This is a genomic window from Enterobacter cloacae complex sp. ECC445 (genome assembly GCF_021892025.1).
Lineage (GTDB): Bacteria > Pseudomonadota > Gammaproteobacteria > Enterobacterales > Enterobacteriaceae > Enterobacter > Enterobacter chengduensis.
On sequence record NZ_JAKLRZ010000005.1, the window covers coordinates 101,768 to 127,447 of the forward strand.

General features: G+C 57.6%; 20 protein-coding genes and 3 tRNA genes. 7 read left to right on the forward strand and 16 right to left on the reverse strand.

The window, feature by feature from the left end:
* Positions 1-82: 82 nt before the first annotated feature.
* Positions 83-838, forward strand: coding sequence for a flap endonuclease Xni (gene xni, locus L6R44_RS06590; protein ID WP_237423634.1), 756 nt, complete (start codon positions 83-85; stop codon positions 836-838).
* A gap of 108 nt (positions 839-946) precedes the next feature.
* On the opposite strand, the gene rlmM is transcribed toward xni, so the two are convergent.
* The 4 genes from rlmM to L6R44_RS06610 all read right to left on the reverse strand — a co-directional run bounded on the left by rlmM (position 947) and on the right by L6R44_RS06610 (position 3,969).
* Positions 947-2,047, reverse strand: coding sequence for a 23S rRNA (cytidine(2498)-2'-O)-methyltransferase RlmM (gene rlmM, locus L6R44_RS06595; RefSeq protein WP_032643154.1), 1,101 nt, complete (start codon positions 2,045-2,047; stop codon positions 947-949).
* Complete coding sequence (locus tag L6R44_RS06600; protein WP_023309031.1) at positions 2,040-2,435, reverse strand: DUF423 domain-containing protein; 396 nt, start codon at positions 2,433-2,435, stop codon at positions 2,040-2,042. The genes rlmM and L6R44_RS06600 overlap by 8 nt, the downstream gene beginning before the upstream one ends.
* A gap of 39 nt (positions 2,436-2,474) precedes the next feature.
* On the reverse strand, positions 2,475-3,392 hold the full coding sequence (gene gcvA, locus L6R44_RS06605; RefSeq protein ID WP_032643156.1) for a glycine cleavage system transcriptional regulator GcvA: 918 nt from the start codon (positions 3,390-3,392) through the stop codon (positions 2,475-2,477).
* 349 nt (positions 3,393-3,741) lie between these two features.
* The gene (locus L6R44_RS06610) at positions 3,742-3,969 is read right to left on the reverse strand and encodes a YgdI/YgdR family lipoprotein (RefSeq protein WP_045331989.1); all 228 of its coding nucleotides are present in this window, start codon (positions 3,967-3,969) and stop codon (positions 3,742-3,744) included.
* Between the two features lie 192 nt (positions 3,970-4,161).
* Between L6R44_RS06610 and csdA the strand changes: the two genes are divergently transcribed.
* Complete coding sequence (csdA, locus tag L6R44_RS06615) at positions 4,162-5,367, forward strand: cysteine desulfurase CsdA (RefSeq protein ID WP_237423635.1); 1,206 nt, start codon at positions 4,162-4,164, stop codon at positions 5,365-5,367.
* Positions 5,367-5,813, forward strand: a complete 447-nt coding sequence (gene csdE, locus L6R44_RS06620) for a cysteine desulfurase sulfur acceptor subunit CsdE (protein WP_237423636.1) — start codon at positions 5,367-5,369, stop codon at positions 5,811-5,813. Before csdA ends, csdE begins: the two co-directional genes overlap by 1 nt.
* Here the strand turns inward: csdE and tcdA are convergent.
* Both tcdA and mltA read right to left on the reverse strand, forming a co-directional pair.
* Positions 5,804-6,610, reverse strand: a complete 807-nt coding sequence (gene tcdA / locus L6R44_RS06625) for a tRNA cyclic N6-threonylcarbamoyladenosine(37) synthase TcdA (RefSeq protein ID WP_237423637.1) — start codon at positions 6,608-6,610, stop codon at positions 5,804-5,806. The two genes, csdE and tcdA, sit on opposite strands and share 10 nt — an antisense overlap.
* A 75-nt stretch (positions 6,611-6,685) precedes the next feature.
* Complete coding sequence (mltA, locus tag L6R44_RS06630) at positions 6,686-7,783, reverse strand: murein transglycosylase A (RefSeq protein ID WP_045332000.1); 1,098 nt, start codon at positions 7,781-7,783, stop codon at positions 6,686-6,688.
* A 208-nt stretch (positions 7,784-7,991) separates the two neighbouring features.
* Here mltA and L6R44_RS06635 point away from each other — a divergent pair.
* The 3 genes from L6R44_RS06635 (at position 7,992) to L6R44_RS06645 (ending at position 8,288) form a co-directional block, all read left to right on the forward strand.
* Positions 7,992-8,068 (forward strand) — tRNA-Met (locus tag L6R44_RS06635).
* Positions 8,069-8,101: 33 nt separating this feature from the next.
* Positions 8,102-8,178: transfer RNA gene (locus L6R44_RS06640), tRNA-Met, on the forward strand.
* A gap of 33 nt (positions 8,179-8,211) precedes the next feature.
* Positions 8,212-8,288 (forward strand) — tRNA-Met (locus tag L6R44_RS06645).
* Positions 8,289-8,376: 88 nt separating this feature from the next.
* Here the strand turns inward: L6R44_RS06645 and amiC are convergent.
* Positions 8,377-9,630: an N-acetylmuramoyl-L-alanine amidase AmiC gene (amiC, locus tag L6R44_RS06650; RefSeq protein WP_023309036.1), complete on the reverse strand. Its 1,254-nt coding sequence runs from the start codon at positions 9,628-9,630 to the stop codon at positions 8,377-8,379.
* Between the two features lie 227 nt (positions 9,631-9,857).
* On the opposite strand from amiC, the gene argA reads away from it, so the two are divergent.
* On the forward strand, positions 9,858-11,189 hold the full coding sequence (gene argA, locus L6R44_RS06655) for an amino-acid N-acetyltransferase (RefSeq protein WP_014885072.1): 1,332 nt from the start codon (positions 9,858-9,860) through the stop codon (positions 11,187-11,189).
* A 34-nt stretch (positions 11,190-11,223) separates the two neighbouring features.
* Here argA and recD read toward each other — a convergent pair whose 3' ends face one another.
* From recD to thyA, 9 genes are all read right to left on the reverse strand, one after another.
* Positions 11,224-13,044: an exodeoxyribonuclease V subunit alpha gene (gene recD, locus L6R44_RS06660; RefSeq protein ID WP_237423638.1), complete on the reverse strand. Its 1,821-nt coding sequence runs from the start codon at positions 13,042-13,044 to the stop codon at positions 11,224-11,226.
* Positions 13,041-16,583 carry an exodeoxyribonuclease V subunit beta gene (gene recB / locus L6R44_RS06665; protein WP_237423639.1) on the reverse strand — a complete coding sequence of 1,181 codons (3,543 nt, stop codon included), beginning with the start codon at positions 16,581-16,583 and terminating at the stop codon, positions 13,041-13,043. The genes recD and recB overlap by 4 nt, the downstream gene beginning before the upstream one ends.
* Positions 16,580-19,447, reverse strand: a complete 2,868-nt coding sequence (gene ptrA / locus L6R44_RS06670; protein ID WP_237423640.1) for a pitrilysin — start codon at positions 19,445-19,447, stop codon at positions 16,580-16,582. The genes recB and ptrA overlap by 4 nt, the downstream gene beginning before the upstream one ends.
* A 140-nt stretch (positions 19,448-19,587) precedes the next feature.
* Positions 19,588-22,962 (reverse strand): exodeoxyribonuclease V subunit gamma, encoded by a 3,375-nt coding sequence (gene recC / locus L6R44_RS06675; protein ID WP_237423641.1) that lies wholly within the window; start codon positions 22,960-22,962, stop codon positions 19,588-19,590.
* Positions 22,963-22,974: 12 nt separating this feature from the next.
* Positions 22,975-23,298 carry a prepilin-type N-terminal cleavage/methylation domain-containing protein gene (locus tag L6R44_RS06680; RefSeq protein ID WP_237423642.1) on the reverse strand — a complete coding sequence of 108 codons (324 nt, stop codon included), beginning with the start codon at positions 23,296-23,298 and terminating at the stop codon, positions 22,975-22,977.
* Positions 23,283-23,684, reverse strand: coding sequence for a DUF2509 family protein (locus L6R44_RS06685; RefSeq protein ID WP_237423643.1), 402 nt, complete (start codon positions 23,682-23,684; stop codon positions 23,283-23,285). Before L6R44_RS06685 ends, L6R44_RS06680 begins: the two co-directional genes overlap by 16 nt.
* Positions 23,681-24,241 (reverse strand): prepilin peptidase-dependent protein, encoded by a 561-nt coding sequence (locus L6R44_RS06690; RefSeq protein ID WP_237423644.1) that lies wholly within the window; start codon positions 24,239-24,241, stop codon positions 23,681-23,683. Before L6R44_RS06690 ends, L6R44_RS06685 begins: the two co-directional genes overlap by 4 nt.
* Positions 24,235-24,696 (reverse strand): prepilin peptidase-dependent protein, encoded by a 462-nt coding sequence (locus tag L6R44_RS06695; RefSeq protein WP_237423732.1) that lies wholly within the window; start codon positions 24,694-24,696, stop codon positions 24,235-24,237. Before L6R44_RS06695 ends, L6R44_RS06690 begins: the two co-directional genes overlap by 7 nt.
* A 184-nt stretch (positions 24,697-24,880) precedes the next feature.
* On the reverse strand, positions 24,881-25,675 hold the full coding sequence (gene thyA, locus L6R44_RS06700; protein WP_014885081.1) for a thymidylate synthase: 795 nt from the start codon (positions 25,673-25,675) through the stop codon (positions 24,881-24,883).
* Positions 25,676-25,680 lie beyond the last annotated feature (5 nt).

The window sequence follows — 25,680 nt, forward strand, 5'->3', positions numbered from 1 at the left end:
TCTTCCTGTTTTCCCCACCATTCATAGTTTCACGCTGCTGACAGTGTTACCCTTCACGCATGAGATAGAAGGGAGATTATCTGTGGCCGTTCATTTACTTATCGTCGATGCTCTTAACCTGATTCGCCGTATCCATGCGGTACAGGGGACGCCTTGTAAAGACACCTGCCTGCACGCGCTGGAACAGCTTATCCGCCACAGTGAGCCTACCCACGCGGTCGCGGTATTTGATGACGAAGCCCGCAACACGGGCTGGCGACACCAGCGTCTGCCGGACTACAAAGCCGGACGCGCGCCGATGCCGGACGACCTTCACGCCGAATTACCCATGCTGCGCGCCGCATTTGAACAGCGGGGCGTCCCCTGCTGGGGCGCGCAGGGAAATGAAGCTGACGATCTTGCAGCCACCCTGGCCGTAAAGGTGGCGGGAGCCGGGCATCAGGCCACGATCGTTTCAACGGACAAAGGCTACTGCCAGCTGCTCTCCCCGACTATCCGCATCCGCGACTACTTTCAAAAACGCTGGCTGGACGCGCCGTTCATCGCCAGCGAGTTTGGCGTATCGCCTGAGCAGCTGCCGGATTACTGGGGGCTGGCGGGCATCAGCAGTTCAAAGGTTCCGGGCGTCGCCGGTATTGGACCGAAGAGCGCCGCGCAGCTGCTGACCGATTTTCAGAATCTGGAAGGAATTTACGCCCGTCTCGATGAGGTGCCGGAAAAGTGGCGCAAAAAGCTGGAGGCGCATAAAGAGATGGCGTTTATCTGCCGTGAAATCGCAACGCTACAGACGGATTTACGGCTGGACGGGAATTTGCAGCAGCTGCGTCTAGAACGTTAATACCCCCTCACCCTAACCCTCTCCCCATAGGGGAGAGGGAGCTCTCGGTGCGGTCTTTTCCCGCTCGCCCCTTTGGGGAGAGGGCCGGGGTGAGGGGCAATCAGCGCACTATCGCTCGTCGCGACGCCCGCCCACCGCTGCCCACCAGCGACGAATATGCACCGTCACCTCTTCGCGGTCGTGATACAGCTGACGCGCCTGGATCTCCACGTTAATCCCGTGTTCATCCATCTGCTCCTGAATGTACGCCAGGTTCTGCGACACCTCCTCATAGCGCTTTTTCATCGGCAGCTTGAGATTGAAAATGGTCTCACGGCACCAGCCGTTCACCAGCCAGGAGGCCATCAGCGCGGCCACTTTTGCCGGCTTTTCGACCATGTCGCACACCATCCAGGAGATGTTGTTACGGTTCGGACGATAGCGGAAGCCGTCCTCGCGCAGCCAGGTAACCTGCCCGGTGTCCATCAGGCTTTGCGCCATTGGGCCATTATCAACGGACGATACCCACATGTTGCGTTTCACCAGCTGATAGGTCCAGCCGCCCGGGCACGCGCCAAGGTCGACGGCGTACATGCCGTTTGCCAGACGCTCGTCCCACTCGTCCGCCGGAATGAAGACGTGGAACGCCTCTTCCAGCTTCAGCGTGGAACGGCTTGGCGCATCGGCCGGGAAGCGCAAACGCGGGATGCCCATAAAGAAAGGAGAGTTGTTGGTGGTGTACGAATAGCCCGTATAGCAGCAGCCCGGCGCGATGAAGAAGATATGCACCACCGGACGCTTCGGCGTTTCGTAGTTCGTCAGCACGCCCGCATCACGCAGCGCCGCGCGCAGCGGCACGGTGAACTTACGGCAGAACTTCATCAGCTCTTTACTTTCGTTGGTATCCGCTACCTCAACGCGCAGATCGCCGCCCTTCTCCACCACGCCCTGCAGCATGCCGACGATGGGCGTGATGCGGTCTTCCGGTGGCAGATCCTTCAGCAGCTCACCCGCGACAAACATCTGGCGAGCAAAGATCAGCGAACTGAACGGCAGCTCGCGCGCCAGCCTGTCTGCATCTTCAGGCTGATAGCACTCGAAGACCACATAGCCCGCGTTCTCTTTTACGCGGGCAAAGCCGAAGACCTCGCGCTTCGCCGCTTTATCGGTAATTTCCGCGGCGCACTCTTTCTCAAACCCCGGGCGACAATATAAAACAACCTTATTCATGAACAACGCCCTTGCGTTTCAGACGGATAGCTCCGATAAACATTAATACCCACCCCGCCAGGAAGCTGAAGCCGCCGACAGGTGTAACGAACGCCCACAGGCGCAAATGCGAGAGCGCAAGGCAGTACAGGCTACCGCTAAACAACACGGTACCCAGCGCCATAAACACGCTGCTCCAGTAAAACCAGATACTGATACGGCGCTGCATCGCCACCGCCAGCCCAAAAATAGCCAGCGTATGGAATGCCTGATACTCAAGGCCGGTCTGGATCCAGCCCATCTCTACTGCGCCCAAAGACTTGCTTAATACATGTGCGCCAAAGGCGCCCAGTGCGACAAAAATAAAGCCACTTACCGCGGCAAAAATCAGCATGAATCGGCTGGTCATGTTTACGTCCTGAATTGATGCGTGCCCGGCACACAAACGTTATTGTTCATACCTGAAGCGGAATTTTTCTTGCTCGGTTGCCGCTTTCGCCAGTATCCACTGCCGGAAGGCGGCTATTTTACCCAGTTCTGCCTGACTGTCATGACAAACCAGATAAAATGCATTCTTGCTGACCAGAACATCATTAAAAGGGCAAACCAGGCGGCCTGCCTCAATTTCGGACTGCGCCATGACGTTGTTCGCCAACGCCACGCCCTGCCCGTGAATGGCAGCCTGTAACACCATTGCACTGTGGCTAAAAATGGGTCCCTGCTGCACGTTTATATGTGTAAGACCTAATTGACGGGTATAAGTTTGCCAGTCGCGGCGAGAGGCATCATGCAAAAGCGTATGCTGAGCCAGGTCAGCGGGTGACTTCAGCGCCTTATCTCCCGTTAACAGCAGAGGAGAACAGACCGGCAGGAGATATTCTGCGTATAATTTTTCAACGCGCAAGCCCGGCCAGTTACCGCGACCATAAAAAATGGCGACGTCGACATCATCGGCAAGCTTGTCCTCCTGACGGTCGACCGCCTGGATTCGAACGTCGATCCCCGGATAAGCTGAGTTAAAGCTTGAGAGTCTGGGAACCAGCCATTGAATGGCAAAACTGGGCAATAAACTGACGGTCAGAGCACCTTTTGCACTGCGAGCCTGTAGCTTACGCGTGGCTTCCGTAAGCTGGGAAAAAATCTCTTTAATATCCTGAAAATAGCTCTGCCCCTCTTCGGTCAACAGCAACGAACGGTTGCGTCGACGAAACAGCTTAAGGCCCAGAAAATCCTCCAGAGACTTGATTTGGTGACTTACTGCGGCCTGTGTCACAAAAAGCTCATCTGCTGCGCGGGTAAAGCTCAGGTGACGTGCTGCTGCATCAAAAACACGTAATGCATTGAGGGGTGGCAATCGCTTTGACATGGTTATCTGGCTTAGATGTTAACGGATTTTAACAAACAGGAAACAACGTTTAACCTATTAGTTTTTTTTATCTGAGCCATTATAATTTGTCCGTTGAGGAACTACCAGCAAATACCTATAGTGGCGGCACTTCCTGAGCCGGAACGAAGAGCTTTTTTCGGAATGCGTGTTCTGAAGGGCTTTTGGCTTACGGTTGTGATGTTGTGTTGTTGTGTTTGCAATTGGTCTGCGATTCAGACCACGGTAGCAACGCTACCAATTTTTCACTTCCTGTACATTTACCCTGTCTGTCCATAGTGATTAATGTAGCACCGCCAATTTGCGGTGCTTTTTTTTCGCTTACGATCTGTTAACGCGCGATCTCTTTCATCTCTTTCACGTCCGTGCGGTTGATCTGCTGCTTGTTCCCGTTAGCATCTTTATACGAAATCATCCCGGTATCATTATCGGTAGTCGGTTTCCCTTCCGAAACGATAGAACGACCATCGTTAGTGTGCATCACGTAGTTGTTACCAGAACAGGCGCTCAGGGCAAAAGTAAACGCACAGGCAGAAATGATTGCAGCTGTCTTATTCATGATTATTCTCCTTTAGCAATTAATGCTATTCAAACCTCGATTTATAACAGGCTAAAACATCCGCCTAACACTATTTAGCATAACCTGCTTTTTTGAGGTCGTAAGGATAAACAGACAATTCTGATAGATATCAACCTCCTTGCCCTGCCGCGTAAATTGCGCGACGATCGCTGTATTGACATGAGGAATCCCATGAACGCTTTCAGTCCCGCGCAGTTCCGCGCACAGTTTCCGTCGCTGGCAGATGCCGGTATTTACCTGGATAGCGCCGCCACCGCCCTGAAGCCGCAGGCGGTGATTGAGGCTACCCAGCAGTTCTACGGCCTGAGCGCCGGGAACGTGCATCGCAGCCAGTTCGCCGAAGCGCAGCGGTTAACCGCGCGCTATGAAGCCGCACGCGATCGGGTGGCGCAGCTGATCAACGCCGAAAGCGGGAAAAACATCGTCTGGACGCGCGGCACGACCGAGGCCATCAATATGGTGGCCCAGTGCTACGCGCGCCCGCTGCTGCAGCCGGGCGATGAGATCGTCGTCAGCGAAGCGGAGCATCACGCCAACCTGGTGCCGTGGCTGATGGTGGCCGAACAAACGGGTGCGCGCGTGGTGAAGCTCCCGCTGGGTGCAGACCTGCTGCCCGACGTGGCGCGTTTACCCGAGCTGATTACCCCCCGCAGCCGCATTCTGGCGCTCGGACAGATGTCGAACGTCACGGGAGGTTGCCCGGATCTGGTTCAGGCTATTCGTATAGCCCATGCCAGCGGGATGGTGGTGATGGTTGACGGCGCGCAGGGCGTGGTGCACTTCCCCGCCGACGTGCAGGCGCTGGATATCGACTTCTATGCCTTCTCAGGACATAAGCTCTACGGGCCAACCGGCATAGGGGCGCTGTACGGTAAGCCGGAACTGCTGGCAAAAATGACGCCATGGCTCGGTGGCGGCAAAATGATTACCGAAGTGTCGTTCGATGGCTTCAAAACGCAGGATGTCCCCTATCGCCTGGAAGCCGGTACGCCGAACGTGGCGGGGGTGATTGGCCTGAGCGCGGCGCTGGAGTGGCTGGCTGAGACAGACATTGTTCAGGCTGAAAGCTGGAGCCGGGGGCTGGCGACGCTGGCAGAGGAAGAACTTAAAAAACGCCCCGGCTTTCGCTCGTTCCGCGTTCAGGACTCCAGCCTGCTCGCCTTTGATTTTGCGGGCGTGCACCATAGCGACATGGTGACGCTGCTGGCCGGGTATGGCATCGCCCTGCGTGCCGGACAGCACTGCGCCCAGCCGCTGCTGGCGGCGCTCGGCGTGAGCGGCACGCTGCGCGCCTCGTTTGCGCCGTACAATAACCAAAGCGACGTTGACGCGCTGGTGAGCGCCGTTGACCGCGCCCTTGAAATACTGGTGGATTAATGACTCACGCTGCTTTAGCCGGACATCCGTTTGGCACGGTCATCACGGAAGAGACCTTAAAACAGACCTTCGCCCCGCTCTCGCAGTGGGAAGATAAATATCGCCAGCTGATCCTGCTGGGTAAACAGCTCCCTGCCCTTTCAGACGATCTCAAAGCGCAGGCGAGAGAAATCGCGGGCTGTGAAAACCGCGTCTGGCTCGGGTTTAGCGTATCCGGGGAGAAGATTCACTTCTTCGGCGACAGCGAAGGCCGCATCGTCCGGGGCCTGCTGGCCGTATTGTTGACCGCGGTTGAAGGGAAAAGCGCGGCGGAGCTGCTGGCGCATTCGCCGCTGGCGTTATTTGACGAGCTTGGGCTGCGCGCGCAGCTCAGCGCCTCGCGCGGTCAGGGGCTGATCGCGCTTAGCGAAGCGGTACTGGACGCCGCACGGCAGGCTCAGGCCTGACGTTCCGCCTTCGCCATCATCTTCTTCAGGGCGTGAGATACCGCCACAAAGCCAAAGGAGGCGGTCACCATGGTGGCCGCCCCAAACCCGGAGGCGCAATCCATTCGTTTTGGCCCTTCCGCCGTACTCTTCATTGCACACACAGAGCCATCCGCCTGCGGGTAGACCAGCGCTTCGGTCGAGAACACGCACTCGACGCCCAGCTTGCCTTTACTGTTCTTCACCACGTTGAAGTCGCTTTTCAGGCGTTCGCGCAGCTTGGCCGCCAGCGGATCCTGAATGGTTTTCGCCAGATCGGCCACCTGGATCTGCGTCGGATCGATTTGCCCGCCCGCGCCGCCCGTCGTGACCAGCGGCACCTTGTAGCGACGGCAGTATGCGATCAGCGCCGCTTTTGGCCGCACGCTGTCGATGGCGTCAATCACGTAGCTGTAGCCTTTGCTCATGTACTCCGCGACGTTATCTGCCGTCACAAAGTCGTCGATCACCGTAACCTGACATTCCGGGTTGATCAGGCGGATGCGCTCCGCCATGACCTCAGACTTCGCCAGGCCGACGCTATCGCGCAGGGCATGGATCTGACGGTTGGTATTGGTGACGCAGACGTCATCCATGTCAATCAGCGTGATTGCGCCAATACCGGTTCTCGCCAGCGCCTCAGCCGCCCACGACCCGACACCACCAATGCCCACGACGCAGACGTGCGCATCCGCAAACAGCTGCAGGGCTTTTTCACCATATAAACGTGCCGTACCGCCAAAGCGCTGGCGCCAGGCGTCGCTGATTACCACAGACATAAAACCTCAGATGTAAAAAGGGTGAGGTTTTCCTCACCCTGAACAGTAATCCGTATTGCGCTCAGAATACCACAATCAGCCGCTGAATACGTTTCCGGCACCCGGTGCCGCCTTCAGTACCCACACGCGTCCGTAGTGGTTATACCAGCCCGCGCGATGGCCCGCGTCAGGACCGATACCCTGATAGATATCGAAGTGCTGGCCTTTAATCGCCCCACCGACGTCCAGCGCCACCATCAGACGCAGCTCGTACTGGCCGTTAAACTTGCCGTTGTTGTCCAGCAGAGGCACTTCCGCCAGCAGCGTGGTACCCGCAGGGATAATAGAACGATCCGATGCCACCGACGCGCGGCCAATCAGCGGTACCGCACTCGCCCCTTTCACCGGCGCAAAGTTTTGCGGTTTGAAGAAGACGAACGACGGGTTCTGCTCAAGCAGCTCACGCACCTCGGCTTCGCTGTGCTTCTCGCCCCACTCGCGGATCGCCTGCATCGACATGTCTTCTTTCTTCACTTCGCCGCGGTCGATTAGCACCTTGCCAATACTGCGGTAGGCGTGGCCGTTTTTACCGGAATAACTAAAGAAGTTAAGCGGTGAGCCGTCGCCAAAATCAATGTAGCCGCTGCCCTGAACGTCCATGATGAAGTTATCCATCAGGGAGTTGCTGTAGGCCAGAACGTAGTTTTCGCTCAGCGCCCCGGCGTAGATCTCGGCACGAGACGGCAGACGACCGCGTTTCGGCGGCATGCGGTAGATAGGATACTGGAACTCGCCCTGACGCGAGTGTCGCGCCTGGATAACCGGGGTGTAATAGCCGGTAAACTGGACGTTGCCGTAGTTATCGGCCCCTTCCATCTGCCAGGCGTCAATACCAAACTGGCGCATATTGCGCGTATCGCCGCCCGCTTTCAGCCAGTCCTGGACCGCGTTATAGACGCTACTCTGGGAGCCATACAGACGCGGCGACGCGTTGCGGATCTGGTAGACCTGCTCGGAGAAATCACCGGCATTAATCGGTGCGCCGACGGCATCAGGCTGATTAACTAAAGAGAAAGGCTGGGATAACTTCCCGTCTTTATACTGTTGACCGCGATCGGTCGGTTTGGAAGAACAGGCCGCAAGAATCGCTACCATTGCGCCCGCCATCAGATACTTCGCCCAACGTCCTTTCATTCTATCTCGTCTTTAAGTTGCCCATTTCCGCGTGATGAAGATAACAAACCGCCAGGGCTAATGAAATGCGATCGCATGCCCTTTGGCAAATTTTGCGCAAAAAATAGCCCAAACAGGGCCATGTCGTTCAATTTGCATACAAAATCATGATTTATGTGAAAAAGGGGTTGCATCACAAACCTATCCGAGTATAGTGCGCATCCACGGACGCGGGGTGGAGCAGCCTGGTAGCTCGTCGGGCTCATAACCCGAAGGTCGTCGGTTCAAATCCGGCCCCCGCAACCAACACAATGTGAAGAAGTAAAAGCAGTACGGTGACGCGGGGTGGAGCAGCCTGGTAGCTCGTCGGGCTCATAACCCGAAGGTCGTCGGTTCAAATCCGGCCCCCGCAACCAACACAATGTGAAGAAGTAAAAGCAGTACGGTGACGCGGGGTGGAGCAGCCTGGTAGCTCGTCGGGCTCATAACCCGAAGGTCGTCGGTTCAAATCCGGCCCCCGCAACCAACACTTCTGAAAACACTAAACACCCTCAAGGGTGTTTTTTTGTATCTGTCGTTTGTGAATGTGCCGGGCAATGACCCGGCAAAAAGATTTACCCGCGTCGCGCCAGCGTCGCCCCGTCAGAGAAATACGCCCGTATCCCCGCCAGAATCGACTCCGCCACTTCCTGCTGGAATTTAGCGGTCTTGAGCTTACGCTCCTCTTCCACGTTACTGATAAACGCGGTTTCAACCAGGATGGACGGGATATCCGGCGCCTTCAGCACCGCAAACCCGGCCTGCTCAACGCTGTTTTTATGCAGCTTATTGATGTTGCCGAGCTTGCCCAGCACCGCTTTACCAAACTTCAGGCTGTCGTTGATGGTCAGCGACTGCACCATATCAAACATGGTGTGGTCGACGTAGCGGTCGCCGCTTTTGCTTACGCCACCGATCAGGTCCGAGGCGTTCTGGGTATCCGCGAGGTATCTGGCGGCGGTACTGGTCGCGCCTTTGGTTGAGAGCGCAAATACCGACGAGCCGCTTGGCTGGCGGCTGGTAAAGGCATCCGCATGGATCGAGACGAATAAATCGGCGCGCTGCTTCTGCGCTTTCGCCACCCGGACCTTCAGCGGAATAAAGATATCCTCATTGCGCGTCATATAGGCGCGCATATTGCCCTCTTTATCAATCAACGCCTTCAGGCGACGGGCGATTTGCAGCACCACGTCTTTTTCACGCGTGCGGTATTTCCCCACCGCGCCGGAGTCTTCGCCGCCGTGACCGGGATCGAGCATGATCACAATCGGACGATCCCGCCCTGCTTTTCCGGGCTGCGGACCACTTTGCGCAGGCGGCACCTGACGCTGAAGATCGCCCTTGTTGTAGTCCTCCAGCAGGGCAAGAAGCGGATCCTGAATATCCGTCGCATTGGCCGGATAGAGATCCATCACCAGACGCTCTTTAAACGTCGCAACGGGCGCGAGGGCAAACAGCTGCGGCTTTACGTTCTGCTTAAGCTCAAACACCATGCGCACGGTTTGCGGATCGAACTGCCCGACGCGCGCCGACTTAATAAACGGATCGTCACCGCGGATCTGCGCCGCCATTCCCTTCAGCACGGAGTTGAGGTTAACGCCTTCGAGATCCACCACCACGCGTTCAGGGTTACTGAGGGCAAATTGCTTATATTTCAGCACGCGATTGGATTCTACCGTCACGCGCGTATAGGTCGACGACGGCCAGACGCGCACCGCCACGACCTGGCTGGTGGCGGCAAGACCGACCTGACTGACGCTAAGCAACCACATTGCCCCGGCCCCTTTTAACAAACGGCGGCGGCTTATTGCTGAATTGGATCCCGACATGCTTCTCCCGAGCAAGAACACTGACTGATATACAAAATGTCCAGATTGACCGAAAACTTTAACGAATGACGCATAAACTGTCATCTATAAAAGGGTAAACAATCATACGCTAACGCACGGATTACTTATCAATTTCTGTGGGTCGCGGAAAATTTGCGCTTGCACACGCGGCCACAATCGAATAAAAATACAGAAATTACGAATAAACATTCATTAAGGGTTGTGCCATGGTGAAGGAACGTAGAACCGAACTGGTCCAGGGATTCCGCCATTCTGTTCCCTATATCAACGCCCATCGGGGAAAAACGTTTGTCATCATGCTTGGCGGCGAAGCCATTGAGCATGAAAATTTTTCCAGCATCGTCAATGACATTGGCCTGCTGCACAGCCTCGGTATCCGCCTGGTGGTGGTGTATGGCGCGCGTCCGCAGATCGACGCCAACCTGGCCGCTCATCACCACGAGCCTATCTACCATAAGCATACCCGCGTCACCGATGCGAAAACCCTGGAGCTGGTAAAACAGGCGGCGGGTCTGCTGCAGCTGGATATTACCGCTCGCCTCTCCATGAGCCTGAACAATACGCCGCTGCAGGGGGCGCATATCAACGTCGTGAGCGGCAACTTTATCATTGCCCAGCCGCTGGGCGTGGACGACGGCGTGGATTACTGCCACAGCGGCCGCATTCGTCGCATTGATGAAGAGGCCATACACCGCCAGCTGGACAGCGGCGCCATCGTGCTGATGGGCCCGGTTGCCGTTTCCGTCACCGGCGAAAGCTTTAACCTGACGTCAGAAGAGATTGCCACGCAGCTGGCGATCAAGCTGAAGGCAGAAAAAATGATTGGGTTTTGCTCCTCCCAGGGCGTCGTAAACGATGAAGGTGTGATTGTGCCGGAACTCTTCCCGAATGAAGCCCAGGCTCGCGTGGAGGCGCTGGAAGCCGAAGGGGATTACCACTCCGGCACCGTGCGTTTTCTGCGTGGCGCGGTGAAGGCCTGCCGCAGCGGCGTACGCCGTAGCCACCTGATCAGCTATCAGGAAGACGGCGCCCTGCTGCAGGAGCTGTTCTCCCGCGACGGTATCGGTACGCAGATTGTGATGGAGAGCGCGGAGCAGATCCGCCGCGCCACCATCAACGACATCGGCGGTATTCTGGAGCTGATCCGCCCGCTGGAACAGCAGGGCATTCTGGTGCGTCGCTCGCGCGAGCAGCTGGAGATGGAGATCGACAAATTCACCATTATTCAGCGCGATAACCTGACCATCGCCTGCGCCGCGCTCTATCCCTTCCCGGAAGAGAAGATTGGTGAAATGGCCTGCGTGGCGGTGCATCCTGATTACCGCAGCTCTTCCCGCGGCGAAATGCTGCTGGAGCGCGTAGCGGCACAGGCGCGCCAGATGGGGCTGAGCAAGCTGTTCGTGCTGACGACGCGCAGCATTCACTGGTTCCAGGAGCGCGGGTTCACGCCGGTGGATATCGATTCTCTGCCTGAAACGAAGAAAGAGATGTACAACTATCAGCGTCGTTCAAAAGTGCTGATGGCGGACCTGGGATGATACGATGCCCTCACCGTCCGGCGAGGGCTTTCATTCAGAGAGATTCAAATATCGCGCCTAGCCCGCTTCGGCGTTCCGTTCGGGTGGCAATCGCCTGCACCAGCACGCGTTCATCGGCATACAGCGACAGTCGCTGACGCGCGCGCGTAATGGCGGTATAGATCAGCTCGCGGGTAATGACGGGTGAAAGCTGCGTGGGCAGGACCAGCGCCGCGTGGTTAAACTCGGAGCCCTGAGATTTATGCACCGTCATCGCCCAGGCGGTTTCATGCTCGGGCAAACGGCTGGGCTGGAAGGACTTCACGCTCCCGTCCGGCATCTGGAACCAGACGCGCAGCCCCTGGCCGCAGTCGAGCGCAATCCCGATATCACCGTTAAACAGCCCCAGCGCGCTGTCGTTGCGGGAAATCATCACCGGTCGCCCCTCATACCAGCGCGAGTGCGGGTTACGGTTAATTTTGCGTTTTTGCGCCAGCAGCTGTTCCAGCCTGTCGTTCAGCCCCCGAACGCCAAAAGGCCCTTCCCTCAGCGCACAGAGCAGCTGATATTCGCCAAACGCGGCAATGACCTGCTCCGGCGAACTGTGCTGATGTACAGCCGTCAGAAAGCGCTGGTACCCCTGCAGGGCATCATCGAGCATCGCCTGATAGGCTTCCCCGCTTTGCAGGGATTTTTTCTCAATATCGGTGTAGGTGCCGTCAAATACCGCCGCGGTAGTGCGCCGATCCCCGCGATTCACGGCCGCCGCAAGCTGGCCGATGCCGGAGTCGCTGCCGAAACGGTAGCTTTTTTGCAGCAGACACAGGCTGTCGCGCAGCGCCCCGGCAAGCGAATGGTTTTCAGACGTGAGCGAACATCCGGTGAGACGGGCAAGCTCCTGCGCGCGTTCAGCGGTATATCCCAGGCTGGCATACGTGCAAATATCACCCAGCACGGCCCCCGCCTCTACGGAGGCAAGCTGGTCACGATCGCCGAGAAAAATGACGCGCGCGTGCGGCGGGAGCGCATCGATCAACCGCGACATCATCGTCAGGTCAATCATCGACGCTTCATCTACCACCAGCACGTCAAGGTGTAAGGGGTTACCGGCATGATAGCGCAGGCGCTGGCTACCCGGCTGAGCGCCCAGTAGCCGGTGCAGGGTACTGGCTTCATTCGGGAAGTGCGCAAGCTGCTTTCCGGTGAGCGGCAGCTTTTGCAGCGCGCCGCCTAGCGATTCCGTCAGGCGTGCCGCCGCTTTGCCGGTGGGGGCCGCCAGGCGAATACGGCACTTTTGCTCCCCCGATAGCTGAATCAGCGCGGCAAGCAGTTTTGCAACGGTGGTCGTTTTTCCGGTGCCCGGGCCGCCCGATATCACCGAAATCCGTCGCGTTAGCGCCACGGCAGCCGCCACTTTCTGCCAGTCCGTCGCCTCGTCAGAGATAAACAGCGCATCCAGCACCTGCCGAAGCTGCACTTCATCGCAGGGAAGCGGCGCGTTGGTCTCGCTGAAGAAGCGCGCTACCGTCAGTTCGTTACGCCACAGCCGGTTAAGATACAAGCGCTCGCCGACCAGGATCATCGGCGTCCCGGTATCGGCTCCGCTCACGGCAGGCGAACTGAGTAATGTCGCCTGCCAGTCCACCGCGTCACCCAGCAGCGCGAAACACGCCTGTAAAGCCGGAGGCGTTTTCTCATCCACCGCCAGACGCGACAGCGGCAGACACACGTGCCCCTCCCCCGCGTCTTTGCTCAGAATAGCGGCGGCAAGCATGACGGCAGGCTCTTCGCCTGCAACCATCATGGCAAACTGCACGTCCAGGTGGCGCAGTAATCGTTGTTCAACCGCCTCCAGCAGTAGCGCCTGCATCGTCATGCCACCTCCTCCGTGCCTGCAGCAAACAGGCTATCCATTTTTTCAATCAGTTCCGCAGCCGGACGGGTGCTAAAGACGCCGGAACGCGTGTCGTTGGCGTCCACGCCGCGCAGGAACAGGTAAATAACGCCGCCAAAGTGGTCTTCGTAGCGGTAATTGGCCATGCGGTGACGCAGGTAACGGTGCAGCGCCAGGGTATAGAGCTGATACTGCAAATCGTAGCGATGCATTTGCATCGCCGAGGCCATCGCCTGCTGGGTATAGGCTGTGCAGTCTTCACCCAGCCAGTTCGATTTGTAATCGAGCAGGTAGTAGCGCCCTTCGTGGCGGAACACCAGGTCGATAAAGCCCTTGAGCATCCCCTGCACCTGGCGGAAGTTCAGCGGCGGGCACCCCGCGGATAACGGATCGAACTCGCGGACCAGCGCGTCAAGCGCCTCGGCCCTGAGCGGGCGGGCAATGGGGAGATAAAACTCCATCTCCACCTGCTTATCTTTTGCGGTCAACTGGCTAAGCGAGATCCCCTGCGTCGTGAGCGGCGCGTGCAGTACCGCGCGGATCCAGTCGGTGAGAACCGGCTGCCACTGTGCGTCGTAGCCACCGCTTTGTAACATCTTCAGCACCCACTCTTCGGAAACCGGCTGGGTAAAATCCAGCTCTTCAAACAGGCTGTGCAAAAACGTGCCGGGCGAGGCGCCGCGCGGAAACTGGTGCGGCGTTAGCAGCGGCTCCACGGGCACGCTACCGGCACCTGCGGCATCCACGTCCAGCTTTGGCATGAGATCCTGCGCAATACTCTGCCCATGCTGCTGTAAACCGGAGTAGCTGGTGACGCGCCAGTCGTCGTCAATGGTACGCACAACCTGGCGGGCATGGAGCGCTGACTCGCGCAGGTCCGGCATCTGCCAGCGGCTGTTGTCGGGCTGCGACGGAATATGCAGGGCAATATGCTCCGCGCAAAGCGATTCGATGCACTTGCGCAGGCCCGCCGCGTCTTTGGGTTCCCCCTGCTGAACAAGCCGCCCCAGCGCGCTCAGGTGAAAATCGGTCTCCCCGCTCTTTTCGCCCCGACGGCGGAACAGCGGCGCAACGCCCAGGCTACAGTGCCAGACCGAGCGGGTCAGCGCCACGTAGAGCAGGCGTAAATCTTCCGCCAGACGTTCGGCCTCTGCCAGCTCTACGCTGGACTCCGTGTTGCTGAGATCGAGCACCGCTTCGAACGACTCGCGATCGTGGTAAAAAGCCTGATCCTGCACGCGGTAATTAGCGATAAACGGCAGCCAGACCAGCGGGTATTCCAGGCCTTTCGACTTGTGGATAGTGACGATCTGCACCAGATGCTTATCGCTCTCAAGGCGCATCTGCTGGCTGGACGAATTGCTGTTCGGATCGGCAATCTGCTGCGCCAGCCAGCGCACCAGGGCGTGTTCGCTCTCCAGCTGGGTCCCCGCTTCCTGCAAGAGTTCGCCAATGTGCAAAATATCGGTTAGCCGTCGCTCGCCGCCTGCCGTTGCCAGCATATTCTCCGCAATGTGCCGCTGTGCCATAAGCTCGCGCACCATCGCCATCACGCCGCGCTTCTGCCACCTTTCACGGTAGCGAACAAACTCTTCTACCACGGCATCCCACGCGGCTTCGTCATGGTTGAGCGCATCAATGTCCCGCGCGTTCAGCCCGAGCATCGCGCTCGCCAGGGCGCTGCGCAGCGTGCTTTCCCGCTCGGGAGCCAGCACGGCCTGGAGTAGCCATAGCATCTCCTGCGCTTCCAGCGTTTCAAAGACGCTGTCGCGGTTCGAGAGGTAGACGGAGGGGATATTCAGTAACGTCAGGGCGTCGCGAATGAGCGCGGCCTCCTGACGGCTGCGCACCAGCACCGTAATATCAGACGCCTTTACCGGGGCAGGTTTATCTCCCTTAAACAGCAGTGCCTCACCCCGCGCGCCCGCGCTGAGCCAGTCCCGAATTTGCGCGGCACAGTGCTGGGCCATGGCATTTTGATAGTCGGCAACGCCGCAGCCTTCACCGTCCAGCAGCCAGAAGTTCATGGCAGGCTGCGTCGCGCCGTTAAACTCGAAGCGCAACGAGGCATTTTTCTCGGCGAATTTTACCGGCTGAAACGGGATCTCCCGGAACATAAACGCCGTATCCATGCGGCTGAAGAGCGCGTTGACGCTTTCCACCATGCCGGGGGAAGAGCGCCAGTTGGTGTCGAGCGTGTAGTGCGCGTCAACCTCACTGCGGGCTTTCATGTAGGTGAAAATATCCGCCCCGCGGAAGGCGTAAATGGCCTGTTTCGGGTCGCCGATGAGCAGCAGCGCGGTGTCGGGCTGCTGGCGCCAGATGCGGCGGAAAATCCGGTACTGCTGAGGGTCGGTATCCTGAAATTCGTCAATCATCGCCACCGGGAAACGGGTGCGAATCGCGGCGGCAAGCGCTTCACCATTTTCACTGCAGAGCGCAGCGTCGAGGCGGCTCAGCATATCGTCAAAGCCCAGTTCCCCCCGGCGGCGTTTCTCACGCGCGACGGCTTCGCGAATTTCCGTCATGGCGCGGGTAATCATCAGATCGTTGAGCGTGAGGGGTTCCGCCAGCAGGGCTTCAATCGCCTCAAACAGGGGATGCTCAGGCACAATGCCGTCGGCTTTGGTTCGCTCAACCAGGAAACGCCGGGAGAATTTCTCCAGCGCGTCCGGGAGCTGATAGCCTCGCGTCTCCTCCTGCGCCCAGGCGCTGATCTTGTCGATCCATTTCCCCTGATTGCCGCGGTTGAACTTGCGTCGGTCAATCCCGGAATTTTCGATGATGGCGTCAATCTCGCCGACTGACGCCAACCATTTTTGCTTGATCCCGGCAATTTTCGCGACGATTTTTTCATGCCGTGAAGCCAGCGTTTCATCCGCAGGCGGCGGGGATTTGATGACCGGCGCTTCCCCCTGCAGATAGCGATCGATAGCCCGCAGCAGCGCCTCTGGCCCCTTCCACAACGCATGTACCGCCTCGGCGATATCGCGCGGTAACGGGTAGCAGTGGCGACGCCAGAAATCCGCGCAGGCCTGATAGCGCAGCACGGATTCATCTTCAATAAGCTGCTGTTCAAACAGCATGCCGGATTCAAACGCATTCAGGCTCAGCATGCGCTGGCAAAAACCGTGGATGGTAAAGACGGACGCTTCGTCCATCTGCCGTTCAGCGAGCAGCAGCCACTGGGCTGCCTGTTGCTTATCGGCAATTTCTTCAAGAAGGCTCGCGTAAAGGGGGTTATCGGTGCTCTGACGCAGACAGGCGATGCGCAGCTCGTGGATGTTAGTACGAATACGGCCCCGCAGCTCTGCGGTGGCGGCCTCGGTGAAGGTCACCACCAGCAGCTCTTCCACGCTCAAAGGGCGTGGAAAAGCGGCGCTGCCGCCAAGCCCTAACAGCAGGCGCAGATAGAGGGCGGCAATGGTGAAGGTTTTTCCCGTTCCCGCTGAGGCTTCAATCAATCGTTCACCCTGCAGAGGTAAACGTAAGGGATCAAGGGACTCAGCGGTGTCGGTCATTCTTTCTTACTCCAGGGCATAGATTGCTGCAGCGCGCTGACGCTCTTCCAGACTTTCCAGCCTTTCGGGTTCACGTACTCCGTTTTCCCGTTCTGGCTACCAGAAACCTGAGACAGGATGGTAATCCCCTGCGGCTTAATGACCGCCTGATGGAAGAAGTCGGCAACCTTCTGCGGCGTCAGCTGTTTTATCTCGGCCACTACTTTATCACGCGAATCAAATTTCAGATTACCGCGATCGAAATCTTTGCTCAGCTGCGAGGCTTCTTCACCCAGCGTCTGCGGCGGCTGCATCACCTGCGCGATGACGGCCTGCTGGATCTGGGCGAACTCTTCCGGCTTCATGGCGCGCAGTTTAGCTTCGACCTGCGGGAAGAAGGCCTGGTAACGCTGCCAGAGATACGCCGGCTGTTTATCGCTGCTTTGCAGCAGGAAGCCCAGCCCCCACTGACGACCAACGTTCATGGAGAAGGCAAACACCGCGTAGCCGAGCTGCTCCTCCGTGCGTAACTGGTTATAGAACCACGGCTGAATAATCTGTCCCAGCACGGCACTTTGCGCTGAACTGGCGAATTCATCGTAGCCCGTTGGCACAAATACCGCGGCCAGCGCGGAATCCGTGCTGTTACCCGCCTTTTCAAAAATCACATTCTGTTTTTTCTCAACCAGCACGTCCTGGTTGCGGCACCACTCGTCGCCTTTCGAACCGAGCTGAGTGCGCACGTTCTCCGCCAGGGTTTTGGCCTGATCCTCACCCATGTTGCCGACGATCAGGAACTCCGGGCGCGTGTTGGTTTTCAGCGCGTCACGGTAAGCCAGCACGTCTTTTAAGGTGATCGAAGGCAGCAGCGCGCGGCGGTCTTCTCGCTGGAAATAAGGCACCTGCGACAGCATTTGCGCGGGCATCAGCGCCAGATCGTAAGCTTTGCCTTTCTCCGCAGAATCCATCATCTGCGCATACCACGATTTGGCCTGTTCAAGCTGCTCTTCCGTCGGCGTATAGCTGAAATAACCCTCCAGCAGTGCCTGGAACAGCTGAGGCAAACGCTGGGTATAGCCGTTTGCATTGAGCATCAAACCGTTGTTGGCGTTGGTGGAGAAGGTGATCCCGCCTACGGCCGCCTGGTTGCTGAGCTGATCGAGCGCAATTCCGGCAAGATAGTCATTGAGCGCGAACATCACCTGATTTTTAGCGCTGTTCATCGCTTTCGGGTTGCGCAGCACCACGCTGACATCGGCCTTAGGCTCGCTGGCGAAGTAGCGGCTGGGGGTATACACCACGCGCAGCGTCGGCTCATCAATGATGAGTTCAGGGTGCGGGTAATCTTTCGTCGTTTTGATAAGCGAGAAGTCGTCCGGAATATAGGGGTTCAGCTCCGGCAGCTTCAACGCAATCTCCCCCGCCTTCTTCTGCCAGTCGGCAAAGGCCTGCGCGCTAATTTTATCCACCTGATAAGGGGCATCAACAAAATAGGCCGTCTTGTTATGCGGTTCGTCCGGGCTGATGTACCAGATGCGGGCATTCTCCGGCGTCATCATCGCCAGGCGGGCCTTTAACGCCTCGGCATCATACCGGTCGGCGATATTGACCGCGTCGAGCGTGTGCTCCACCGGCACGCGGATCATGGTATCCGCCAGCCACTCCACGTAATCCATGTCGCGGGTAATGGACGGATAACGGAAATCGAGATCCAGCACGTGGGCAAGTTCGTCAAAATAACGCTTATCGACGCCCTTCTCACGGAGTAATGAAAGGTAGCTGAAGATCGCCGCCACCACTTCATCACGGTTTGCCAGCCCTTTGTCGGTCAGCGTGGCGGAGATCGCCAGCACGCCGCTGTTGCCGTTCACAACCGGATCGGAGTCGGCGCGAATACCTTCCACCAGCCCCTGCTTTTGCAGCCAGTCCGACAGCGTCCCCGGGCTTCGGTTACCTATCAGATAGGTCACCAGCTCATCGGTTTTACTGCGAAACTGTGCCGTGTTGTTATCGATGCGGAATTCCACGCGCAGCACTTTGCGCGGCATGGCAGGGACGTAGTGGATCACGATGCCTTTTTGCGCATCCGTGACCACTGGAACGGAGATTTCCGGCAGGTCGATATTTTTATTCGGCACCCGGCCAAACGTTTTGGCCGCCATACCTGCCAGCTCTGGTAAGGGTTTATTGCTGTAGATGACCGCTTTCATCAGGTTGGCGGAATAGTATTTATCGCGAAACGCGTGCAGGGCCTCAAGCACCGGACTGTTCGGCTTGTCGCTCAGGGTTTCCAGGTTACCGCCGGAGAAGCGCGAACCGGGGTGTGCGGGGTTGATGGTTTCGGCGCTGACCTGCGCCATGCGCATACCGTCTCGCGTGCGGGCCATGGTCAGCTCGGCATTCACCGCATTACGTTCACGATCGGCGTATTTTTTATCGAGCAGCGGCGCGGCGATAGCATCGGCAAGACGATCGACAGCCCCTTCGAGCGCATCATTTTCGACTTCGAGATAAAAGGCCGTGCGGTACGGTGCCGTGCTGGCATTGTGGCTGCCGCCATGCATCTTCAGAAATTCGGACAGGCTATCTGGCTGCGGGTATTTTTTTGACCCCATCAGCGTCATATGTTCCAGATAGTGTGCAAGCCCAGGATGCGCGTCAGGATCTTCCAGCGATCCAACCGGCACCACTAATGCCGACAGGGATTTCACCGCCTGCGGGTCGGAAACCAGCAGCACGGTCATCCCGTTATCAAGACGAATAGCCTGATATTGGCGGGTATCTTTTTCGCTTTTACGAATAGTTTCCTGGACGGGTTGCCAACCGGAGTCTGCCTGAGTGACAGGTACCCAGAGGGCGAAAAACAACACAAACGCTTTAAACAAGGTGCTACCTCTTTATCACGGCTACATCATTAACACACTGCGTGCTGGACACGCCAACATCTCTTTATTGGGTACATCAGTCCGTGATAAGAGGTGCATCATAAATGAACACCTCTGACTGCGCAATTTTTATACAGCGCTCAGGACTGATTAAATCTAAACAACGGCAGCAGGTAGCGCTGCGCCTCTTCCGTGATAGCGTCGAAGTATTCTGGCTCAAGCGTTCGCCACAAGCGCTGATACCACACATCTTCACCTTCACCACGCACCATCATGTTACCTTCGTAGGCCTGCATAAATTTGCTGCGCGCTTTCTGCAGCGAAGACTCATCCGTTAACATCGCATCATTCTGCGCGTCATAACAGGCTTTTATCCACGCACCGCCACTTTCAGGTAGTAACAGAAGCGGTTTGTTGATTCCCTGGCCGTAGCCCTCAATATACAAAGACAGATAACGTAACGCCTGTTCAGACTCCATCGGCGGGAAGCGCCACTCGCCCTCTTTGCGCACGAAGATCCGGCTTTCACCTTGATGACCCAACGCACTGTAGACAAGATGTTCCAGCCAGAGTTGCAATCCCTGGGAAACGCTAAGCATTGAGGGCCGCCAGCGCAGCAGCCCGTCAGGCTGCACCTGGGTTAACCAGCCAGTGAGCTGTACACCGTTGCAGCTGAGATCGATTTCAATACTTTTTCCTGGCTGTCGGCACGCTCTCACGCGCTCTGCCAGGGCGGTCATCTCCTGACACTGCGCCTCCCAGACGATCTCCCCGAACGCGCCGTAGGGCAGCTGCCCTGCGGCACGGTAGCGGCGGTAAAGCTTGTCCGCATCATCCTCTTCAACCAGCGCGTTCAGCAATTGCAGGTTTAACTGGTAGCGCTCCAGCCCTTCCAGCGTAAAGGGCTCTGCATCAGGAATTTCACTCTCTTCAGAACGGAAGTTGACCTGTAGTCGCTGCTGGAAGAAGGCGCGCACCGGATGCGCCCAAAACCGCTGAAGCTGTTCAAAGGTCAGGGTGTCGACAGGCCGTGGGTCAAGCTCCTGAATGAAATCGGTATGTGCTCTCCCCTCTTTTTTTGCCGCGGGTAGCCACTCCTGAGCATAGCTCTGGCGCTCGCTGGCAACGTAATTCACAGGGTCAAACGGCATGCGGCTGTGGTAACAGGTGATATGGGCTTTCACCCTCTGCTCGCTTTCGTCACAGTTGCGTTCTTCATCCCCCGGCAGATAGTGACTCTGGCCGATATAGTCCACCAGCTCCTGCACCAGAACGGAAGGGAAACGCTCGCTGTTGTCCTGGATGGATCGACCAATATAGCTGATATAGAGCTTACTCTGGGCGGAGATAAGCGCCTCAAGGAAAAGGTAGCGGTCATCATCACGGCGGCTACGGTCGCCCCGTTTTGGATTTGCGCTCATCAAATCGAACCCCAGCGGCGCCAGCGCGCGGGGATATACGCCGTCGTTCATGCCGAGCAGGCAGACCACTTTAAACGGGATGGAACGCATGGGCATCAGGGTGCAGATATTGATGGGACCCGCCAGGAAACGCTGGCTGATTCGCTCCTGGTCAAGCCGCTGCGTCAACTCATCCCTCAACAGCGACAACGGAATGGCTTCCTGATAGTGGGAATTCACGCCTTCGTCGATGATGGCCTGCCACTGTGTTTCAATGAGCGCCATTGCCGCTTCGGTGTCGCTGTCCGGCAGGAAGAAATCATTGAGCAACGCCCTGCACACCGGAAGCCACGCTTCAAGCGTACGCGGCTGGAGCAGCTCGTGTCGCCAGCGGTTAAGCTGCATCAGCAGCGACGCTAAATGCCCCACCAGCTCAGCAATCAACCCGCTGGATTCATCGTAAGGCAGCACCTCGTTCCACTCGCCCTGGCTGCTCTCCATGGCGTAGCCCAGCAGCATGCGCGTCAGACCAAATCGCCACGTGTGCTGCCCGGTTGGAGGAAGTTCGAACTCCTGCACGTTATCGTCATCGATCCCCCAGCGCACCCCAGACTCATTCACCCACTGGCGAAGGTAGCGCAGCCCCTCTTCATTGATGTTGAAGCGTGCGGCCAGCACGGGAACATCCAGTAACGCCAGAACATCTTCGGAGATGAACCGGCTATCCGACAGTGACAGCAGAGTGATAAAGGCCTGCAATACCGGATGCGACTGGCGGGCACGACGGTCAGAGATAGCGTAAGGCAGGTATCGCTCACCCGTCGCGCTGCCAAAGACGGCCTGAATAAAGGGGCTGTAGCTGTCGATATCCGCCACCATCACCACGATGTCGCGCGGCGTCAGGTCGGGGTCCTCCTGCAGCATCGCCAGCAGCTGGTCGTGAAGCACTTCGACCTCGCGCTGCGGGCTGTGGCAAACGTGGAACGTGACGCTGCGATCGTCGGGATCCAGTTTTCGCTTACCGTCGCTGCGTTCGAACTCGTTCGCCGTCACGCCCATCACGACGCGGTTTTCCAGGTCCAGAATGTCTAACTGAATATTATGCAGCAGGCTGTCCGGGGCGATCTCCACAAAGGCATCCACGTCACCTTCACCTGAGGACGTGATGTCTGAAAGCATATGAATGTAGTCACGCCCCAGCTTACCCCATGAGGCAAGCAGCGGATTGGGCAGGTTCTGGATCCCCTCTTCATCAAAAAGCTGCCCGACAGCCGAAACGTCTTTAAACAGAGGCACCGTTCGCTCTTCAAAAAGGCGCTTTCTTTGACGGGTCACCAGCCGTGCAAGCCAGCGTTCGTCAAGGATATCCCCCCAATACTGCCGGCAGGGGTTGGTAAACAAAATATGGATATCAATATGCTTACCCAGCGCATGCAACGCCTTCAGATAAATGGGGGGTAATGCGGATATCCCGCAGATAAAGACGCGTGACGGCAGCCGTGCCGGGCGCTCCGACGCATTTTCAAGTATCGAGATAAACCGATCGTACAGATTGGCACGGTGCCACTTAGGCTGGCCAAGTTTCTCCGTATGATCCACCAGCGCTTTCCACAGCGGTGCCTGCCATACCTGCGCCTCCGGCAGCCCGTCGACCAGCTCGCCCGCTTCCCAACGGATTAACCAGTCAGAACGGTAAACCAGGTATTGGTCGTAGAGATCGGCGGTGCGCGACGCCAGCTGGAACAGCTTGCGCTTATCGGTGTCATCGTTGAGGTAGTGGCGCAGCATGGCAAATTCATCGCGCTGCAGCATTTCCGGCAGTAACGCCATCAGCTTCCAGCTCATCGCCTGCTTGTTGAATGCGCTCTGCTCTGGAATATCCGGCAACACGCGCACGAACATGTCCCAGATAAAGCTCGCGGGCAGCGGAAAATCGATGTTCGCGGCTATGCCAAACTTGCGGGAAAGGGACATTTGCAGCCACTGTGCCATACCGGTGCTCTGCACCAGCACCATTTCGGGCTCAAAAGGATCGTCAAGCCGCTCGCGCTCAACGATAAACTCCATCAGCGCTTCCAGCACATCCAGACGATTTGAGTGGTAGACCCTTAACATAGACGCTCCCGACTACTGGCTAACCGGGCAATGCAGACGCGTTATCTCACCGCGCCGCCCCAGAGGAGAAATAAGTGTAACCGTGATGCTGACACATCCTGCGTGCGTTGTCTGCACCCGGCTGGCCTGCCAGCCCGCGGGGAGAACATTTGTTGAGAGCTGAGACTGGTTCCAGGCATGGTGCCAGAGCTGGCGATACTGATTGAGCACGGTAAAGCGCGCCGCCAGCGCCCGGTGATAGCCCGACAGCGCCGTCACGACGATCGTCAGCAGCACCATCGCCAGCAGGACCTCAACCATGCTAAACCCCTTTTCTCTGCTTACGGCAGCTGACATAACCCGCTCTCCTTAAGGGGGCAAAAATCGCTCCAGCCGTGAGGCGAAAAGCGAACTTTCCCATCGACAATCTCTCCTGCGCGCCAGAATAGCAGGTCACGGTCTCCGGCAATCAGCAACACGCGCGCCTCGCTCAGCGGGCGCAAACACACCTGCCACGCCGATGTGTTTTTGCACTGAACCTGTGGCTCTGACGACCAGCTCTGAACCCGTCCCCACTCAAGCGCGGATTGTATCTTCGCCTGCTGTTGAAGCGAGCGGCTCTCATCGCCCACGAGCGTGCTAAACGTGGTGAGCTGCTGATTGAACCCTGTGAGGATCAGGGTACCGAGCACCAGTAAAAGCAGAACCAGCGCCAGCGAAGACATTCCGCGTTGACGATTCACAGGTTGTACCCTGTTACCGTATACCGCGCCTGCCAGGGTTCCCCCTGCTCGCCTTTACGCATCGCGGCCAGTTCGATATTCACCTCTGGCGCAAAACCGGCATGTTCCACTTTCCGCACGACAAAATGCGCGATCGTAAGCCTGTCCGGGTCGGTAAGCTTTTCCCATCCTTTCCCTTCACACGACGTCGCCCCTCGCTGAGTTTCCAGCGCGCCCGATTCCAGACGAAAGCCGGTGCTGTCATTTTCTGATGCCGTGTTGTCCCAGCTGCCGTTACCGTTGGCATCCCACCGCACAATGACGCAACCTCCTTGCCTCGCGATCGTCAGCGCCTGTCCCTGACAGCTTCCCGCGCAGTACCCCGCACGCTGAAGCTGTTTGCCAAGGGCAAACAGCTGTTGCCAGACCTCTTCCTCCAGCTCTCTCTGGCCGGACTGCAGTAAGACCGCCCGCTGCAGTCTGGGTAAAAAACGCGATGCGCTCATCAGCAAAAGGCTGCTAATCGCCATGGCAATCAGAACTTCAGTCAGAGAAAAACCGCGCTGCCTCATCAACATGAACCTCCCTCAGAGACTTGACACATCCTGATCCGCCCCCCATTTGAGACAATAATCAGCCACTCTCCCGCACGGCTTTGAACGCGTATTCTCCCCGCCCAAGCCGTATCCCGTAATCCATAGAACCCGAGTGACGGCGTGACCTCGCCGATCGCGACCTCAGGCCAGAGTGGGATCAGTACAAAGGGACTGCCCTTCTCACAGCCTTGCACGGCAGAGCTCGCCAGACAGTCCCGGTCACCCATCCGCTGACGGGAAATTTGATGGTCGCGGTTGTGGCGGTTGGCATGGTTGCGCAGAAACAGCAGGTAATCTCGCACCTGGCTGGCGGTTTGCCACAGCCGCTGCTGCTGTTGCCAGCTGTCCCAGCCGTACAGGCCAGAGGCGCTCAGGATAACAACAAGCGAAATCGCGACCAGCGTTTCGATAAGCGTAAAACCGTTCTCTTTTTTCATACCGGGAGTGTGGCGAAGCGGCGCGAACATGACGAGCGTCGGATCCTCGTTTTACGAGGCGTTATCCGGAGAATTGGAAGAGTTGCAGCGCGTTGCAGGCTTTCTGGATAGCGCTTCGAAAAACGGAATAAAGGCGAAAAAAAACCGGCGCTAAACAGCACCGGTTGTGTCAGGCTTTACCGCATCAGATAGCGACGGGCGCCTTGATGCCGGGGTGCGGGTCGTAGCCCTCAATCTCGAAATCATCAAAGCGGTAGTCGAAGATTGACGCCGGTTTACGTTTGATAATCAGCTTCGGCAGCGCACGCGGTTCGCGGGTCAGCTGGAGATGCGTCTGTTCCATGTGGTTGCTGTAAAGGTGAGTATCGCCACCTGTCCAGACAAAATCGCCCACTTCCAGGTCGCACTGCTGCGCCATCATGTGGACTAACAGCGCATAGCTGGCAATGTTAAACGGCAGGCCGAGGAACACGTCACAGGAGCGCTGATAGAGCTGGCAGGAGAGCTTTCCATCCGCCACATAGAACTGGAAGAACGCGTGGCACGGTGCCAGCGCCATTTTGTCCAGCTCGCCGACGTTCCAGGCGGAAACGATGATGCGGCGCGAGTCCGGATCGTTTTTCAGCTGGTTCATCACGGTGGTGATCTGGTCAATATGGCGGCCATCGGGCGTTGGCCAGGCGCGCCACTGCTTGCCGTAAACCGGGCCCAGGTTGCCGTTCTCGTCTGCCCATTCGTCCCAGATTGAAACGTTATTTTCGTGCAGATACGCAACGTTGGTATCGCCTTGCAGGAACCAAAGCAGTTCATGAATGATCGAGCGCAGGTGGCAGCGCTTTGTCGTCACCAGCGGGAAGCCTTCTTGCAGATTGAAGCGCATCTGGTGGCCAAAAATGGAGAGCGTACCGGTGCCGGTGCGGTCGTTTTTCGGCGTGCCCTCATCGAGCACTTTTTTCATCAATTCAAGATACTGTTTCATGGTTC